This window comes from Lapidilactobacillus salsurivasis (assembly GCF_054785215.1).
The window spans coordinates 151,627-169,914 of sequence record NZ_BAAABI010000005.1; the positions used below are offsets into that span (position 1 = coordinate 151,627).

Here is an 18,288-nt window from a genome sequence, read left to right on the forward strand (position 1 = left end):
GACCTTAATCTTGGCGAACAGATTCGTTATGATGAGGTTAGTCAGTTAATGAATGGTCGAAGCAAGGGTCTTGACCAACTTTGAGGATTTGAGTTTGAGGATATGAGGAGGAACTATGGTGAAAAAAATCGTTGCCATTACATCTTGTCCTGTGGGCATCGCGCATACCTACATGGCCGCCGAAAGTTTAGCGAAAGCTGGGCAAGCTTTAGGCGTTGAGGTCAAAGTCGAGACCCACGGCTCCATTGGGGTCGAAAACCAATTAAGTGCGGCGGACATCAACGAGGCGATTGGGGTCATCATCGCCGCCGATACAAATATTGACAAGGCGCGTTTTGCCGGGAAGCCTTTGATCGAGGTCGGCGTTCAAGATGGCATCCGCAAAGCTAACGAGCTGGTCCAAGACGTTTTAGCTGGCCAAGCGCGCCCTTATCAAGGCAGCGCCGCCACCAGCGCAACTGCGGCAACCGCCCCTGAAGAGCAAGAAGGCTGGGGCAAAAAGATGTACAAGAGCCTGATGAGTGGCGTTTCCTACATGGTACCCTTCGTGGTCACTGGTGGGTTACTGATCGCCATCTCGCTCACACTGGGAGGCACCCCAACAGCGTCTGGGATCAAGATTCCTGAAGGCACGATTTGGGCGACGATCAACACCATCGGCGGCATCGCCATGAACTTGATGATCCCGATTCTTTCAGCATTCATCGCGCAAAACATCGCCGATCGACCTGGCTTAGTGCCTGGTTTTGTCGGTGGGATGCTGGCAGCCAACGGTTCTCTGTATGGCAGTAATGCCAACGCTGGGTTCTTAGGTGGGATCATCACCGGCTTCATCGCCGGTTTTGTCGCGCTGGGTATCAAGAAAATCCCGGTTCCGAAAGCCTTACAATCGATTATGCCGATCATTGTTATCCCCATTCTCGGCTCATTGATCGTCGGTTTATTCTTCATTTACGTGATTGGCTCACCGGTCGCTTGGCTGTTCACCTCTCTCAGTCATTTCTTGGCGGGCATGCAAGGTGGCAGTGAAGTCATTTTGGCTCTGATCTTAGGCGCGATGATTTCCTTCGATATGGGTGGTCCTTTCAACAAGGTGGCCTTCCTCTTCGGTTCCGGCATGATCGCTGAAGGCAACTTTTCGATCATGGGCCCAATCGCCGTCGCAATCTGTATTCCCCCACTCAGTTTAGGGTTAGCTTCTCTGGTTTTGAAAAACAAATTTTCAGCCGCAGAACGCGAAGCCGGGAAAGCTTCCTTGGCTATGGGACTCTTCGGGATCACTGAAGGCGCGATTCCATTTGCTTCCACTGATCCCCTGCGTGTGATTCCGAGCATCATGGTTGGCTCCATGTCCGGTAGTGTCGTCGCGATGCTGGCTGGCGTCACTGACCACGTGGCCCATGGTGGTCCGATCGTCGCTGTTCTGGGCGCGGTTGATCATGTTGGCATGTTCTTCGTGGCCGTGATCATCGGTATCGCCATCTCAATGCTGATGCTGCAGATTCTTAAACCCAATCTAAACGCTGGACCTGAACTGGCAACCGCTAGTGCGGCACCGGAAGCGGCGACCGCAACCAAAGCCGTTGATCCCGCAACGGTTGCCCCAACCGCTGCCCCAACAGCACCAGAAGAAGCCGCTGAACCAGATTTCTCCATCAATGACTTAATGACCCCGGATAATATCTTGTTGGACGGTGATTTGTCTTCCAAAAATGAGGTGATCCAACGAATGGCTCAAAGCTTGACCGACAGCGGTCATGTCACTGATTTCGCCACCTTCAAACAGGCCATTGACGATCGCGAAGCGGAAAGCACCACCGGCATTGGCATGGGCATCGCCATTCCCCACGGTAAGTCCGCCGCCGTTAAACAAGCTGCTTTGGCCTTTGCCCGTAGCGAACAAGGTGTCGATTGGCAATCACTGGATGGCCAACCTGCCCATTTGATTTTCCTGATTGCTGTGCCCGAAGCCAGTCAAGGTGACCTACACCTGAAAATCCTGCAGAAGCTTTCACGCAAATTAATGGACGATGACTTCCGCGCCGCGTTGATGGCCGCGCCAGATAAAGCGACCATCCAAGATCTGCTCCGCGAAATGTAATACCAGCGGCGGTTGCCAAAACTGAGGTCAAGCGTCAGTCTTGCTGGACGAACAATCAAGTTGTTCAAAAACACATTGCAAATAAATAGCTAAACCCATGCAAAAAAGACTGATAACGCTCATAATAGAGTGGTGTCAGTCTTTTTTCAGTCGATGATTGATCACTTTGCGGCTGCGTCCAAGCAATCATCCCCGTTCAGCAGACCGACAGACCTCAACCCCGGAAAGGAGTCATCCCCTTGAATCAGCGTCAAAGAATTGCGCTTACTGCACTGGCCAACCATCCCGACTTTCTGACCACCAAACAATTGGCTGATCAGTTACAAAGTTCGGAACGGACCCTGCGTAACGACCTCCACGTGATTTCCGCGTACCTGACCGAACTGCAAACCGGCCTGACCCTTGAGCGTAAACAAGGAACCGGCATTCGTTTAGTCGGGACCCCGCGCGCCAAACAGCAACTCCAAGCTAGCCTGAACGGCACCGCGACTAACAATCAAGATCACGCCCGTTTGCAGCAATTATTGATTTTTCAATTGTTGCGCGTGCAAGTTCCCATCAGTATCGAGGAGTTGGCGGAGAAAGTCTTCGCCAATCGCCGCACCGTTCGCCACGAATTGACCCAATTACAACCCTTCGCGCAAAAGAATGGGCTGGAGATCATTTCCAAGCCGCGGCTAGGCACCTATATCGCCGGTCACGAACAACAGAAACGGCAACTACTGGTGCAAACTTTGCGCCAGATTCAGGCCAATGATCCGCAGGCCCCAACCTTGCAACATTTCTTCGCCCCGGAGCAGTTTCAAGTGGTCCAAAATGTGATTCGCGAAACCTTTAACGCCAGGCAATTGCCGCTCCCACCTGAAGTCGCCAACGTGGATATCCACGTCTATTTCATGTTGGAGCGCATGAAACAAGGCCAGACGGTGCAACTTAGCGCCGAAGAAAATGCGGCGGTGGCTGATTCACCGGCGCAAGCCCTCAGCGGCCAAATTCTGGCCCAATTGGCGGACATCTATCCCCTGGCCTTCTCGCCCGATGAAATCAATTATTTGGCCTTACGTCTCGCTAATTTCTTCGCCAATTCCCCGGCAACCGGCCGGTTCGAACCGGAGGCCCAGGCCTTGACCAGCTATTTGATTGCCCAGGTCCAACAACTCTTGGCCTTAGATCTAAGCGACGATCCCAGCCTCCGCCAGAATTTGATCAATCACCTTTCCTCCAGTTATTTCCGGCTCAATTATGGCCTACCCATTGCCAATCCCCTGACACCCACGATTTTCAACACCTATCCCCAACTGTTTCTGGTCATTCAGTTAAGCTTAGAGAACTTCTTTCAGAAGTCCGACCTGTTCGTACCCGCTGAGGAAGTCGCCTACTTAACGATTCACTTCCAAGCGGCGGTAGAACGCCAAGATCATCAGAAAAGTAATCGCTATCAGGCACTGCTGGTCACGGGCTATTCGAAGGCCATGGCCACCTTTATTGAGGCCCGTTTACAACGAGAACTACCAGAACTGCAGATCAAAGATATCTTAGAAAATCAGCCGCACATACAGTGGCCTCACCTGGACCAGATCGATCTGATCATTAGTACTGTGCCCTTAGCCGATCCAGGCAAACCAGTTGTGCAAATTTCACCCATGATCACTGATCAGGACCTCAGCATCTTGACGAAATACTTGCTGGAACACGTCCCGCAAAAACATCTGCAAACTTTCGATCTGGCCCATTTCACCGCGCCAAGTTTGGTTTTTCCTCAACTTGAGCTCTCTGAGCCCGAGGAAATTCTCAAGAAGCTGGCGCAAAACCTTGTGGACAACAACTACGCCACCAGCGCCTTTGCCCACTCGGTTTTGTTACGGGATCAACGAGGCGGCACCAATGTCGCGCCCCTGATCACCCTGCCCCATGGCGACCCCCACGAGGTCAAGATTTCCACGTTGTCCATCGCTACCTTAGCGCGACCCGTTCAGTGGCAGGGTGAGGCAATTCAGTTGGTGATCTTATTGGCGATCAAACAGCAAGACCTCAAGGACCCCGAGTTCCGTAAATTATTCGCGGTGATCCATTACTTGGAAGCTCAACCGCAGCGCTTGACCAGTGTTTGGGCCAGTCGTTCACCGTTGGCGCTGATCAAACAATTGTCCCAATATGAATGATCAGCACTAATGACCTGAATGGCCAGCGCGACTTGGACAGCTCAGCCCACTAGAAAAGACCACCTCGGATGAGGTGGTCTTTTCGTCATGCTAATGACTTAAGCTTGACGCTAGTCGAACTTATTTAGGATCGAAACTTGATTTAGGACCCTCATATTCATCGCGGATGATTTGTGCCATATCAGCGATCAATGGTTCTTTAGGGTTCGTGATCGTACAGTTATCTTCGTAAGCCAATTCAGCCAAACGATCTGCTGCGCTTTCGATATGTTCCTTCGTGACGCCTTGTTCCTTCAAGGACATCTTAACGCCAACACTTTCAGCTAATTCAATGATTGCTTGGATCAAAGCATCAACTAATTCAGCGGTTGTATTGCCCTTCAAGCCGACATAACGAGCAACTTCAGCGTAATCTTCGTCAGCGCGGAAGTAGTTGTACTTCGCCCAAACGGCACGTTTTGTTGGTACTAAGGAGTTGTAACGAATGACGTGAGGCATTGTGATCGTGATTACCCGGCCGTGAGGGAGATGGAATTCCCCGCCAAGTTTGTGGGCGATCGAGTGGTTGATCCCTAACAGCGCGTTGGCAAAGGCCATCCCTGCCATCGTTGAAGCATCATGCATCGCTTCACGGGCTTCTTGGTCGCCATCATAACTAGCTTTCAAGTTTTCGAAAACTAACTTAGCGGCTTGCAAGCTTAAACCACGAGTATAGTGAGAAGCCATGGTTGAAACGAAACTTTCCAGTGAGTGGCAAAGGACGTCCAAGCCAGAGTCAGCGACAACGGTCTTTGGAACTGATTCGATGAATTTACTATCAACGATCGCCACATCTGGTGTCAAGGCATAGTCAGCCAAAGGGTACTTGATGTTGGTTTCGCTATCGGTAATAACGGCGAATGGTGTTACTTCAGACCCAGTCCCAGAAGTTGTTGGTACACAGATCAACTTGACCTTGTCCAAGTTAGGGAACTTGTAAGTCCGTTTCCGGATATCCATGAATTTCTGTTTAGCGCCCCAGAATGATGCGTCTGGTGCCGTGTAGAATAACCACATCCCCTTAGCAGCATCCATGACAGAGCCACCACCAACAGCGACGATCGCGTCTGGTTTGAAGGAACGCATCATTTCAGCGCCCTTGAAAACAGTGTTGGTTGAAGGATCTGGTTCAACGTCAACGAACCGTTGGGTTGTGACAGGTTCTTGGCGACGGTGCAAAGTCCGTTCGACCATGTCAACATAACCAAATTTATCCATTGAAGGGTCCCCTACGATGAAAACGCGTTTCAAGCCTTCCATTTTTTCAAGGTAGGTGATGGAGTTTTTTTCAAAATAGATTTTGGGAGGCAACTTTACCCATTGCAGGTTGTTCCGGCGCATTGCCACTGTTTTGATGTTCAGTAAGTCGAACGTCCCAACGTTATGAGAGATCGAGTTATGACCCCATGAACCACAGCCTAAGGTCAAGGATGGGATCATGTTGTTGTATAAGTCACCGATACCGGCAACAGAAGTTGGTTGGTTGACCAAGATCCGAGAAGCTTCCATTTCCACGCCGTATTCAACAGCCAAATCTTCGTTACGAGTGTGGATCCCAGCAGAGTGACCCATCCCGCCTAAGTGCAACATTTCGTGAGCCAACTTGAAGGCTTCTTCAGTTGAATGAGCTTTCAACAAAGCCAAAACTGGTGATAACTTCTCCCGTGATAATGGGTATTCGTCGCCAACACCATCGATCGCAGCGATGATCACAACGGTATCATCGGGAACCTTGATGCCAGCCTTGCCAGCGATCTCAACTGCGGAATGACCAACGATCGTTGGGTTGACCGCATGTTTTTCTTTGCTGATCACAACATCGGAGATCTTCTTGACTTCCGCTTTGTTTGGAACGAAGGCATGTTGGGCCTTGAATTCAGCAACAACTTGGTCGTAGATTTCTTCATCAACGATCACCGCTTGTTCTGAAGCACAGATCATGCCATTATCGAATGATTTCGACAAGATCAAATCGTTGACTGCTTGTTTGATGTTCGCGGTTTTTTCTAGGTAAACAGGCACGTTACCAGAACCAACGCCCAAGGCTGGCTTACCAGTTGAATAAGCTGCCTTGACCATGCCAGGGCCGCCAGTTGCTAAAACAGAAGCAACGCCTGGGTGATTCATCAATGTTTGCGTCGCTTCAATGCTTGGTGTTGGGATATAGCCCAATGCGCCAGCAGGCAAGCCCGCTTCGACTGCAGCAGCTTTCAAGCTTTCCAAGGCAGCGGCCGAACTCTTTTGAGCGCCAGGGTGGAAGGCGAAGATGATTGGATTACGTGTCTTGATTGCGATCAAGGCCTTGAACATTGTTGTTGAAGTTGGGTTGGTAACTGGGGTAACCCCAGCTAAAACACCCAGAGGTTCAGCAATCTTAACCAAGCGGTGTTCTTCATCACGTTCGATGATACCGACTGTCTTGTCATGTTTGATCGAGTTCCAGATTTCTTCAGTCGCGAACATATTCTTGACCGCTTTATCTTCGTAAACGCCCCGGCCAGTTTCTTCAACGGCTAATTTAGCCAATTTCATATGGTCATTCAACCCACCGATCGCCATTTGGTGAACGATATGGTCGATTTTTTCTTGGTCGAAAGTCTTTAAGACTTTGAGGGCTTCGTTGGCTTCTTTAACTAAGCCATCGACCATGACTTGAACTTCATTAACTTCAGTTTCTGGTTTAGGTGCAACTTTTGTAGGCATTTGATATCCTCCTAATGTTTTTCACATTTTCGTTATCCATTTCACAAAAATTATATTACACTATTCTGAGCCAAAAGTAAATAGATTTCTGTGAAATGATTCACCGATTTTCAAAAAAGTTTGGTTGTGAGTTGTCGCTTCAGTGATACCAAGGCATTCAGCGATGATTGCGCAAAAAGAATTTGTTTGACCAACGGGGAAATAAAGCGTTTCAAGTTTGTCACCAAACAGATTTTCCCGACTGTTTTGGCGCCAATTCATGATTTTGTAAGCGGATCAATAAAATGATGATACACCTATTTTGCTTTGTTTTCACTAAAAAAATAGCGTTGACCAAGAAAAAAATTCTTGGTCACGCTATTGATCGACTTACTTCTGATCGGAATCGTCTGGATTTGAGTCATCGTGCTTGTCTGACCCATCTTCAACTGATTTAGTGGCGTCATCAACGGCCGCTTCCTTGTCAACCGTCGTTTCGGTTGACGCGGTTGCTTCCTCTGTCGTTTCATCAGGTGTCACTTCAGCCTTAGCCGCCGTGACTGTCCGAATGGCTGAACGATTGAAGGTCAGGAAAATCCCGTCCGCATCCAAAACTACTGTGCCTGCCGCGTCATCGATTGAATCGATCTTGGCGTGCATGCCACCGATCGTCACCACGTCATCGCCTTTTTTCATGCCTTTAAGCATTTCTTGACGTTGATTCTGTTGTTTCTTACCTGGTCGGATCATCGTAAAGTACATTACGACGAACATCAGAACGATCATAATGATGAAATAGCCTGAGCCACCAGCACCTGCGGAACTTGCCGCAAAAATTTGTAAATTATTCAATTCTCCACCTCGTTATTAATAAACTACTATATACTGTACCAAAGCTGGGCCAGAAGTTCCAGCGCTTTCAACTTAAAAATTGCGGGCATTTTTCTGATTAAAGCCATATTTCTCGAAAACTTCTTCACGGAAATCCAAAAGTGTGTCGTCCATGATCGCTTCCCGGACCTGTTGCATCAAGTGTAACAGGAAATAAAGGTTATGATATGAGGTCAGGCGCAAACCAAATGTTTCATCAGCCTTGAACAGGTGGCGCAAATAAGCGCGACTGTAATTACGACAAGTATAACATTGGCATTCCTCATCCAATGGTCGGAAGTCATGGGCATAAATCGCGTTCTTGATCACGACGCGTCCGGCGGAGGTCATGCATGTGCCATTGCGGGCGATCCGAGTCGGCAAGACACAGTCAAACATATCCACGCCGCGAATCACCCCATCAATCAGGGAATCGGGCGAACCTACGCCCATCAAATAGCGTGGCTTATTGGTCGGCAACAGAGGTGTCGTGAATTCCAACATCTCATTCATTTCAGGCTTGCTTTCCCCAACGGATAAGCCGCCGATCGAGTAACCGGCGAAGTCCATCGAAGTTAAATCAGCGGCGCTTTGCTTCCGCAGATCCTTGAACCCGGCTCCTTGAACGATCCCAAATAAACCTTGCGTATCCGGATTACGATGGGCTTTCAACCCACGCTCCGCCCACCGGCTAGTCCGTTCGATCGACTTTTTAACATAGTCATAACTCTCATAATACGGCGGGCATTCGTCAAGGCTCATCATGATATCCGGGCCTAAGTCGTTCTCGATGCCAATGGCTTTTTCCGGAGAGAGGAACAACTTTTCCCCGCTTAAGTGGCTGCGGAAATGAACGCCCTCTTCGGTGATATCACGGATCTTGGCCAACGAAAAGACTTGAAAGCCGCCGGAATCAGTCAAAATTCCCTTGTCCCAGTTCATAAACTTATGGAGACCGCCAGCTTCTTTGACGATTTCCGGGCCAGGCCGCAGCCAGAGATGATAGGTATTGGACAGAATCACCCCCGCGCCCATTTCATCTAGTTCCTCAGGTGAAATCGACTTAACGGTGGCCTGCGTGCCCACAGGCATAAACATCGGCGTAGGGAAAGTCCCATGTGGCGTGATCAGTTCGCCTAGCCGAGCGCCAGTGTGCTTTTCGGTTTTGATCAATCGGTATTGAATCGGTGAAGTCATGAAGTGCTCCTTTACTTGATAAACATCGCGTCGCCAAAGCTGATAACTCAGCTAAAGGCAGTGTAAGTACTACTTTGGTGCCATCTCTTACTTCTCACTGACTAAAATAGTAATATTGACCGATCACGCGGGCCAACCTATCCTAAAATAATCGCAACTAATAGTATATACCAGAAAAACAAAAAATCCTACCTCAATCGTAATTGCATTGACAATCGTAATCGCCTATAAATCTCGAGACATTTTTCGCATCCTTTGCTTGTAAGCACGTGTAACACGTGTTATACTATCTCTTGTCGGGAGGTACGTGCACATGCCCATGACACAAAAACAAATGATTAAGTTGCTTACTCGCCACGGCTGGTCTCAAACGAGCGGCGGCAAGGGCTCCCATGTCAAAATGGAAAAGTCTGGCAAGCGACCAATCACGATTCCGCACGGAGAACTCAACAAGTATACCGAACGTGGAATCAAAAAGGAAGCTGGCCTATAAGCTGGCTTCTTCCTGCCCAGAAAGGAGCTTATCATGTTAGCAACTTATCCCGCTTTATTTTATTACGATGATTCAGAATTGATGAAATACTTCGTTCACTTCCCCGATTTTGACAGCACTGGTACTCAAGGCAAAGATATCTCAGACGCCATGTTTATGGCGTCTGATTGGTTGGGCATGATGCTTGCTTCAATGATTGAAGATGACCAGCCATTGCCAGTCCCATCAACGATCAACAACTTGTCGTTAGCTGGTGATGACCCCTTCAAAGATGACCCTGGCTTTGCAACCTATGATCTTTCTAAATCATTCATTTCTTTGGTCTATGTGGATGTATCCAAATATCTCAGTGATATGGAACCCGTCAAAAAAACCCTCACGATTCCTAAGTGGGCGGACCAGGCGGGTAGGAAACTGCGCATCAACTTCTCGCAAACCCTAACTGAAGCAATCGCAGAACGAGTTTCAAATAAAGACTAAGATCTTCACCTAAAAAACACCATCATTTTTTGACAGTTTTCTTTAGAATTAATTTGAACATCAAGAACGAATAGAAAAACCAATTGATGGAACCGTGTACTAGCAGGCCATTAAATCTACCTGATTGATCGCTGACACTCAGATAAAATTGATTCTAACTGATGCCGCGAGGATACGTAAGTGATTGAATGGCGCCACGATGCCAAACGAATAGGTCCCACAGCCGTTCCGATCAAGAACCAGAAATCTCGGATTTTATCAAACCAAACAAACAACAAGAATTCAAGACCCACAAATCAACAAACGCACTTAACCCTTGGCTATATTGGGTTAAGTGCGTTTGTTTCTTCTGACAGTTGATTTACTATTTACTTGATAAACATCGCGTCGCCAAAGCTGAAGAAACGATAGCGCTCATTAATGGCGTGTTGATATGCGTTTAGAATTGTCTCGCGACCTGTGAATGAGGCCACCAGCATCACCAAAGTCGATTTTGGCAAATGGAAATTGGTGATAAAGGCATCAACCGCCTTCCATTGGTACCCTGGCTTGATGAAAATGTCGGTCCAACCGCTATCGGCCTTGAGCTGACCATCGAATTTGGTCGCTACCGTTTCCAAAGTTCGAATCGAGGTCGTCCCTGTCGCGATGATCCGCCCGCCGTTAGCCTTGACCTCATTCAAAGTCGCCGCCGCTTCAGGACTGAATTGATAGAACTCGCTGTGCATTTGATGATCTTCAATATTATCCTCAGAAACAGGGCGGAAGGTGCCGAGGCCAACATGAAGCGTTAGATAAACCAGCTTGACGCCTTTATCTTGAACCTTTTGCAAAAGTTCTTTGGTCCAGTGTAGCCCGGCTGTCGGTGCCGCCGCGGACCCTAATGCCTTGGCGTAAACGGTTTGATAACGATCGGGATCATCCAACTTCTCCTTGATATAGGGTGGTAATGGGGTTTCGCCCAACTTTTCCAAGATCTCTAAGAAAATCCCGTCATAATCAAAATGGATCATCCGGCCGCCGTGTTCCAATTCGCCGGTGACCGTCGCAGTCAATTCGCCATCGCCAAAAACAACCTTAGTGCCGATCGGTGCTCGTCGCGCCGGCTTCATCAAAGTTTCCCAGTCATCGCCTTCGGTATTCCGCAGCAACAAGACTTCTTCATGGCCGCCAGTTTCCGGCTTGATGCCGTATAAGCGCGCGGGCATGACTTTGCTATCATTCATGACCACGGCATCGCCAGGATTAAGTTGATCAATGATCTGATAGAAATGCTGATCTTGCATTTCGCCAGTCCGATGGTCCAAAACTAACAAACGGGATTCATCCCGCTTAGCAATCGGCGTTTGCGCGATTAATTCTTCCGGTAAATCGTAATCAAAATCTTCAGTTGTTAACATTCTTTTGTCTGCCTCTTTTTTCTACTTGAAATCTTCAGGGATCGGCCGGTGCAAGTGTTGAAACGCCTTGGGGGTAACCATACGCCCGCGACTGGTCCGTTTCAGGAATCCCTGTTGCAACAAAAACGGCTCGTACATGGTCTCGACCGTCTCAACATCCTCGCCGATATTGGCGGCGATCGTTTTCAGTCCGACTGGACCACCTTGATATAATTCGATCATCATCACCAACAGACGGCGATCGACTTGATCCAATCCTTCCGAGTCAACGCTTAATTGAGTCAACGCTTGATCCGCCAATGTTTGGTCGATCGAAGTTTGGTGGGCCACTTCGGCGAAATCACGCACCCGTTTCAACAAACGGTTGGCCACTCGGGGCGTCCCCCGTGACCGTAAGGCGATCTCATGGGCAGCATCTGTAGTGATCGCTGTTTGCAAAACCGCCGCCGACCGGGTCACGATCTCCTGTAAGGCCGCCGTTTGATAAAAGTCCAGCGGCGCTAAGATCCCGAAACGATCACGCAATGGTGCTGATAACAAGCCCGCCCGCGTCGTTGCGCCGATCAAAGTGAACGGTGGTAGCGGGAAGTGGACAGGGTGCGCCGTCGGTCCCTGCCCGACAATGATATCCACGTAAAAGTCTTCCATGGCGGAATATAAGGTCTCCTCCACCGCCCGCGGCAGCCGATGGATCTCATCAATGAACAAAACATCCCCGGGTTGCAGTTCACTTAACACGGACAGCAGGTCGCCAGATTTCTCAATGGCCGGCCCGGAAGTTGTCCGCAGGTGGACTTGCAACTCATTGGCGATCACAAAGGCTAATGTCGTCTTCCCTAACCCCGGCGGACCAAACAGTAAGACATGATCCAGGGCCTCTTGACGTTTTTTGGCCGCTTCGATATAAACCGTCAGCTCGCGTTTGATCTTGTCCTGACCAATATATTCGTTCAAAAAATGGGGGCGTAATGATAATTCGGTTGCCGCTTCCACAGCATCTTCGGCTTGACTATCGACCAAGCGTTCATCTCCCACTAGCGCCAACTCCTTTCTACAAAACTCATTTCATTTCTTATTTGCTGAGTAGCCGGAGTCCTTCGCGTACGTAAACATCCGGTGTTTTCGCATTAAGTAACGCTAATTTAGGTTCGATCCGTTGCAACTCACGGGCGGAGTAGCCCAACGCTTGTAAGGCGGCTAAACCATCCTGCAAAGTTTGATCATTGGTGGGTGCAAACAAGTCCTGATTCAAATCAGTGGTCATTTCTGGCGTGATCTTGATTTTATCCTTCAGATCCAGAATGATCTGTTGCGCGGTCTTCTTGCCAACACCAGGGAATTTCGTCAGGAATTTGACATCCTCATTGGCAATAGCGTTCAACAAACCGCTGTGATCATCCGCCGCCAAGATCGCCATCGCGCTTTTCGGACCGATACCTGAAACACTGGTCAGCCGTTCAAACAAACTCTTTTCCGCCTCATCCACAAAGCCGTACAAAACTTGTTCACTTTCGCGAATGACTTGCTGAACGTAAATTGTCGCCGTCTGCTGCAACTGATACTTGAACGGATTGCCGACTAACAAGCGATAGCCCACGCCGCCCAGTTCCAAAACTAAATACTCCGGCTTGATCACGGTGACCTGGCCAGTTAAATACTCATACATGTGATCCCTACTTTTCTGTTGACCTTGCTAGTCTTAGCATTGTAGCACAAAAGAAATCGTGACCACAAGCCCAGTCGTGGTGAGGATGTGGGCGTCGATTTCTGAGACTGCTGGCAAAAGCAGCTTGGTCGCCACCTGCGCAACCTGGGGTGCGACTTGCCAGCCGGTCCAGTCGGATTTGGCTAATCACCGGACCAGGATTGATGTGGATCTTGGATTCGTTTGAACATTTTCTGGAGATCTTGATTGTTGAAATGGACCAGGACGGGGCGGCCATGTGGGCAATTAAAGGGGTTCTCCGTTTGCGCCAGGTCATGAAGCAGTTGCTTGGCCTGAATCGGCTCCAAATGATGGTTGGCCTTGATCGACAGCTTGCAAGACAACATGATCGCGGCCTTCTCCCGAAAATGGGCGACGCTGATCTGCCCATCGCCTAAGAAGTAGTCGATCATTTCCCGAATCAACTTCTCCTCTTGACCTGATTGGAACCAGACGGGATGGCTATGCAAAATAAAGGTATTTTCACCGAAATCTTCCAGCGCTAGCCCAACATCCGCCAGCAGCGCTAAATGCGCCTTGATCTGAACATAATCACTGGCGGGGTAAGTCAACACCAGTGGGACCAACAAATTCTGTTGGTCTTGCGCCACTTGCCCGAAACTGACTCGGAATTGCTCGTACTTGATCCGTTCTTGGGCGGCGTGTTGGTCGATCAAATAGAAACCATCATCGCTTTCCGCCACTAAATAGGTGCCATGGATCTGCCCCAAATAACGCAACTCCGGGAAACGACGCTGAGTAGCAGCCGGTGGTTCTGTGGGCACTGTTTGCGCTGATTTGGCGCCAATCGTTGCGGATACTGGTGGTGTGTCGGTGGTGTGTCCGCTATTTTCCTCAGTTGTTGGCACAAACGCCGCCGCCGTTGAGTTCTGATGGCGCTGGTTCGGTTGCGTTCCTGTCGCCGCGAACGCTCGCGGCTGCTCATCTGCTTGGAGCCAAGCATCCCAACGCGCTAATGCCGTTGGATTTTGGAAAATATTGCTGACCGGTTCACTGGTGTCTAATTTTGCCGCGCCAAAACTGGTCGGTGCGGGATCCGCCGGCGTCGTGGCCGCGCTGGTCGCTTCGGTCGAGGGCACTTGATCCTGATCAGCTTGATAAGCCGGATCGCTCTCAGAAACCTGTGGCTCAGATTTGTCCGTTTTGGTGGGGTCAACTTGATCCGCTTGCCGGGAACTGCCCGTTGGCAATGCCGTTGGCGTGGAAGGCATTGCTGGCGTGACTGACGGGAAATCTGTTGGTTGGGTCTTTGATGCCTTCCCGCGGTCTTCGAATCCAGTGGTTTGACTAGCGCGCTGCAAATCGATTTGTAACTGTTCAAGGTCAACTTTAGGCTGATGGCTCCGCAAATTAGTCAAAGCATCGGGAATCAAGTCGACCGACCCTAAAACTTGGCGAACGGTTTGCGTCACCAAATTAGTCAACTCAGGTTCTTTACTGAGCCGGACCTCACGCTTGGTCGGATGAACATTGACATCGACTAGGAGCGGATCCATCGTGATCGCGATCACCGCCACCGGATAACGACCGACCATCAATTTTGAACCGTAGCCTTTGATCAGGGCTTTATTTAATTCGTAATTGCGAATATACCGACCGTTGATCAGAAAAGACAAATAATTCTTGCTCGACCGGGTCACAGCCGGTCGCGAAATGTACCCACTGATAGTAAAATCGAGATTTTTGCCTTGGATCGGCAGTAATTCCTTGGCGACGGGCAGCCCATAAAGTCCGGCGATCACTTGTTGAAGATCACCACTGCCTGTCGTGGTCACCAACTCACGGCCGTCATTGACCAAGGTGAAGGCGACCTGGGGGTAACTCAAGGCAATCCGATTCATGATATCCGCGGAATGACGTAATTCCGTCGCCAGTGACTTTAAATACTTCAAGCGCGCCGGCGTGTTGTAAAACAAATCAGCCACCGTCATCGTCGTTCCTTGAGGATGGCTCGCCGGTTCGATTTGACCATCTTCACCGGTGATCGTCATCCGCCGGCCCGCGGCAACCGCACCGTTGCTGGTCGTTAAAGTCACGCGGGCGACTGAAGCGATACTGGCCAAGGCCTCACCGCGAAAGCCCAACGAATGGATCTTAAACAGGTCTTCGCGAGAACTGATTTTACTGGTGGTGTGTCGCAAAAAGGCGATCTGCAAGTCTTCTGGATCGAAACCCGAGCCATTATCGATCACCTGGATCTGTTTCAAACCTGACTCTGCTAAGAAAACTTGAACCTTGGTAGCGCCGGCGTCAATGGCGTTCTCAACCAATTCTTTAACGACCGACGCTGGCCGCTCGATAACCTCACCAGCCGCGATTTGATTACTTAATAAGGCTGATAATTGATGGATTTTTCCCATTTACACCCCTCGCTTCATTCGTGTTGCCGTATTGCCGCATTGCTAAAATGATGACGATTACTAAAATGACTTTTCTCGAAAAAATTGTAGCTGGACCGCCGAAACTATCGGCAACATCGGCTAATGATCAGTGGTGAGATCCGTCGCCGTCCGTGGTCTCAGCCTGATCGTTGTTGGGTGTGGCCACCAATTGTTGCCAATGATCAACTAGATTCAGCGCCTTTAATGGTGTTAACTCACTGATGTCCACCGCCGCTAATTCGGCTTGCAAGTTCTGGAGCGCGACTGGAATGGCCGCTGGTTGCGGCTGAACCACTGGCTCGGCGACAGTATCGGCCAAATTAAAGAGCGGGATCTGGGTCGCCACCACACCGTCGCCGCCCAAGTCATTGCCTTCCGCCTCCAACACTTGCAAGACTTTACTGGCACGTTTGATCACCGCCGTTGGCAGACCGGCCAACTGTGCCACATGAATCCCATAGGATTTATCCGCAGGTCCTGGCAGCACTTGATGCAAGAAAATCAAGCGACCGTGATCTTCAGTGGCGCCAACATGGACATTGCGCAAGCGCGACAACCGCTCGGCCAACTGAGTCAGTTCATGGTAATGCGTTGAAAATAGTGTTTTCGCGCCTAAATGGTCATGAATATATTCAATGATCGCGTCAGCCAAAGCAATGCCGTCATAAGTCGCCGTGCCGCGGCCCAGTTCATCAAACAGCAAAAGACTGCGCGATGTGGCTTGGCTCAGGGCATGATTAGCTTCTTTCATTTCGACCATGAAGGTACTTTCCCCGGAAATCAGGTCATCCGCCGCGCCGATCCGCGTAAAAATTTGATCAAAAATGGGGAGTTCCGCCTGATCTGCCGGCACGAAGCAACCGATTTGGGCCATGATCACGATCAGCCCAACTTGGCGCATATAGGTGCTTTTTCCGGACATATTGGGCCCCGTGATCAAAAGAATTGTGGTGGCCTCATCCATTTGCAAAGAATTGGGGATAAAACCATTGGCGCCCAGTACTTTCTCAACTACCGGGTGCCGGCCTTTGACGATGTTGATGTTCTGATCCGTCATGGTCAACGTGGGCCGCACATAATGTTCCCGCTCACTCACGACCGCGAAGCTCTGTAACACGTCTAAGGCAGCCAAAACTTTAGCCAAATCTTGGATCTGCTCTGTCGCGGCTTTGACCTGCTCACGCACATCGACGAAGAGTTCATGTTCCAATTGTGTCGATTGCTCCTGCGCTTGCAAAATAAAAGCTTCGTGGTCTTTTAGTTCAGGCGTAATGTAGCGTTCGGCGTTGACCAAGGTTTGCTTACGCTGATAGCGATCCGTTGGCACCAACTGTTTATTGGCGTTGGTCACTTCAATATAGTAGCCGAAAACGCGGGTATAACCGACCTTCAGCGTGCTGATTCCAGTGGCCTTGCGTTCCTTGGCCTCAAGTTCAGCCAGCCAGCCTTTGCCGTTTTCCATCGCGTCACGATATTGATCCAATTGGTCATTATAGCCCGCCTTGATCACATGACCTTCCGTGATTGAAATTGGCGCATCCTCATCAATCGCGTCGGTGATCAGACCCCGGATCTCGGGCAAGTCATCCAACTGGTCGCGGTAATGATCCAACGCTGTCCCCCGAAGCTTTTGCAACTGGGTAATGATCAGCGGTACTTGCGCCAAAGAATTGCGCAATTGAATCAGGTCCCGACCGTTGGCGCTACCAAAGGCGATGCGGCCAGCCAAACGTTCCAGATCGTAAACCTTCTGGAGCGCCTCCTGCAAGGCGATCCGATCAAAATAATGATTGATCAACACTTGGACTGCATCCTGCCGCGCGTTCAACTCGGTCTCGTCCAACAAGGGCCGATTCAGCCACTGTTTGAGCAGGCGCCCTCCCATGGCTGTTTTGGTTTTGTCCAATAACCAAAGCAAGGTGCCATCCCGCTTACCTGTGCGCAGGGATTGAAAAATTTCCAAGTTGGCCTTGACGGCGTGATCCATCCGCAGAAATTGATCGACCTGATAGGCCTCGGCAATCTGCAAATGCCCTAACGACCGTTTCTGCGTCGCTAATAAATAGCTGATCAACGCCTTAAGCGCACTTTTTTCCGCCGGCAGGGTCAAGCGCTGGGCCGTATAACTAAATTCACTGGAATTCTTGACCTGAGTATTCTCGGATAATAAGAGACCTAATTTGGTGAACGTGGCCTGATCAGCGGCGGGCACCGTCGCATCGATCACGATCTCCTTGGAATTCAAATTAAGGACCTCGTTGAGGACTTCGTTGAAATGGCGCAGCTGGGTCACGCGCACTTCGCCCGTCGTCAGATCCGCATAAGCTAACGCGTAATGACCGTTGGCAACGTGGAGCGCGGCCAAATAATTATTTTGTTTGGCCGCGCTGGGATCCTGATCCATCATGGTCCCCGGCGTGATCAATTGAATGACTTCACGTTTGACCATGCCTTGAGCTAATTTAGGATCTTCCATTTGCTCGCAGATTGCGACTTTATAGCCTTTATCGACCAGAATATCAATATAGTTCTGGGCTGCGTGGTGGGGGACGCCACACATGGGAATTGGATCCTGAGCGCTCTTATTTCGGGCGGTCAACGTCAATTCTAGAATCTGCGAGCCCTTGATCGCATCATCATAAAACAATTCGTAAAAATCACCGATCCGATAAAATAAAAACGTATCCGGATAATCTTTCTTGATCGCCAAATACTGCTGCATCATTGGCGTATCTTTGGTTTTCTGTGGCATAGACA

Annotated in this window: 12 protein-coding genes; 4 read left to right on the forward strand and 8 right to left on the reverse strand. The window is 49.7% G+C overall.

Annotated elements, in window-relative coordinates:
* The first annotated feature begins 118 nt into the window (after nt 1-118).
* A complete protein-coding gene (locus ACYVSB_RS07880) occupies nt 119-2,101 on the forward strand; it encodes a fructose-specific PTS transporter subunit EIIC (protein WP_461219038.1) in 1,983 nt (660 codons plus the stop codon).
* Between the two features lie 239 nt (nt 2,102-2,340).
* On the forward strand, nt 2,341-4,263 hold the full coding sequence (locus tag ACYVSB_RS07885; protein WP_461219039.1) for a BglG family transcription antiterminator: 1,923 nt from the start codon (nt 2,341-2,343) through the stop codon (nt 4,261-4,263).
* A gap of 120 nt (nt 4,264-4,383) precedes the next feature.
* Here the strand turns inward: ACYVSB_RS07885 and adhE are convergent, their stop codons facing one another.
* The 3 genes from adhE to tgt all read right to left on the reverse strand — a co-directional run bounded on the left by adhE (nt 4,384) and on the right by tgt (nt 9,051).
* Nucleotides 4,384-7,005: a bifunctional acetaldehyde-CoA/alcohol dehydrogenase gene (gene adhE, locus ACYVSB_RS07890; protein ID WP_461219040.1), complete on the reverse strand. Its 2,622-nt coding sequence runs from the start codon at nt 7,003-7,005 to the stop codon at nt 4,384-4,386.
* A gap of 369 nt (nt 7,006-7,374) precedes the next feature.
* The gene (gene yajC / locus ACYVSB_RS07895; RefSeq protein ID WP_461219041.1) at nt 7,375-7,836 is read right to left on the reverse strand and encodes a preprotein translocase subunit YajC; all 462 of its coding nucleotides are present in this window, start codon (nt 7,834-7,836) and stop codon (nt 7,375-7,377) included.
* 72 nt (nt 7,837-7,908) lie between these two features.
* Nucleotides 7,909-9,051 (reverse strand): tRNA guanosine(34) transglycosylase Tgt, encoded by a 1,143-nt coding sequence (gene tgt, locus ACYVSB_RS07900; protein WP_125597937.1) that lies wholly within the window; start codon nt 9,049-9,051, stop codon nt 7,909-7,911.
* Between the two features lie 313 nt (nt 9,052-9,364).
* Here tgt and ACYVSB_RS07905 point away from each other — a divergent pair, with 313 nt between their 5' ends.
* Together ACYVSB_RS07905 and ACYVSB_RS07910 are read left to right on the forward strand one after the other, a co-directional pair.
* Complete coding sequence (locus ACYVSB_RS07905; protein ID WP_461219042.1) at nt 9,365-9,544, forward strand: type II toxin-antitoxin system HicA family toxin; 180 nt, start codon at nt 9,365-9,367, stop codon at nt 9,542-9,544.
* Nucleotides 9,545-9,577: 33 nt separating this feature from the next.
* Nucleotides 9,578-10,024, forward strand: coding sequence for a type II toxin-antitoxin system HicB family antitoxin (locus tag ACYVSB_RS07910; protein ID WP_461219043.1), 447 nt, complete (start codon nt 9,578-9,580; stop codon nt 10,022-10,024).
* 368 nt (nt 10,025-10,392) lie between these two features.
* Here the strand turns inward: ACYVSB_RS07910 and queA are convergent, their stop codons facing one another.
* The 5 genes from queA to mutS all read right to left on the reverse strand — a co-directional run bounded on the left by queA (nt 10,393) and on the right by mutS (nt 18,283).
* Nucleotides 10,393-11,424 carry a tRNA preQ1(34) S-adenosylmethionine ribosyltransferase-isomerase QueA gene (gene queA, locus ACYVSB_RS07915; RefSeq protein WP_125597934.1) on the reverse strand — a complete coding sequence of 344 codons (1,032 nt, stop codon included), beginning with the start codon at nt 11,422-11,424 and terminating at the stop codon, nt 10,393-10,395.
* A gap of 21 nt (nt 11,425-11,445) precedes the next feature.
* A complete protein-coding gene (gene ruvB / locus ACYVSB_RS07920; RefSeq protein WP_461219044.1) occupies nt 11,446-12,468 on the reverse strand; it encodes a Holliday junction branch migration DNA helicase RuvB in 1,023 nt (340 codons plus the stop codon).
* Between the two features lie 28 nt (nt 12,469-12,496).
* Nucleotides 12,497-13,090: a Holliday junction branch migration protein RuvA gene (gene ruvA, locus ACYVSB_RS07925; protein ID WP_125597928.1), complete on the reverse strand. Its 594-nt coding sequence runs from the start codon at nt 13,088-13,090 to the stop codon at nt 12,497-12,499.
* Nucleotides 13,091-13,272: 182 nt separating this feature from the next.
* Complete coding sequence (mutL, locus tag ACYVSB_RS07930) at nt 13,273-15,510, reverse strand: DNA mismatch repair endonuclease MutL (RefSeq protein WP_125597925.1); 2,238 nt, start codon at nt 15,508-15,510, stop codon at nt 13,273-13,275.
* Between the two features lie 127 nt (nt 15,511-15,637).
* Nucleotides 15,638-18,283, reverse strand: coding sequence for a DNA mismatch repair protein MutS (gene mutS, locus ACYVSB_RS07935; RefSeq protein ID WP_461219045.1), 2,646 nt, complete (start codon nt 18,281-18,283; stop codon nt 15,638-15,640).
* Nucleotides 18,284-18,288: the final 5 nt, after the last annotated feature.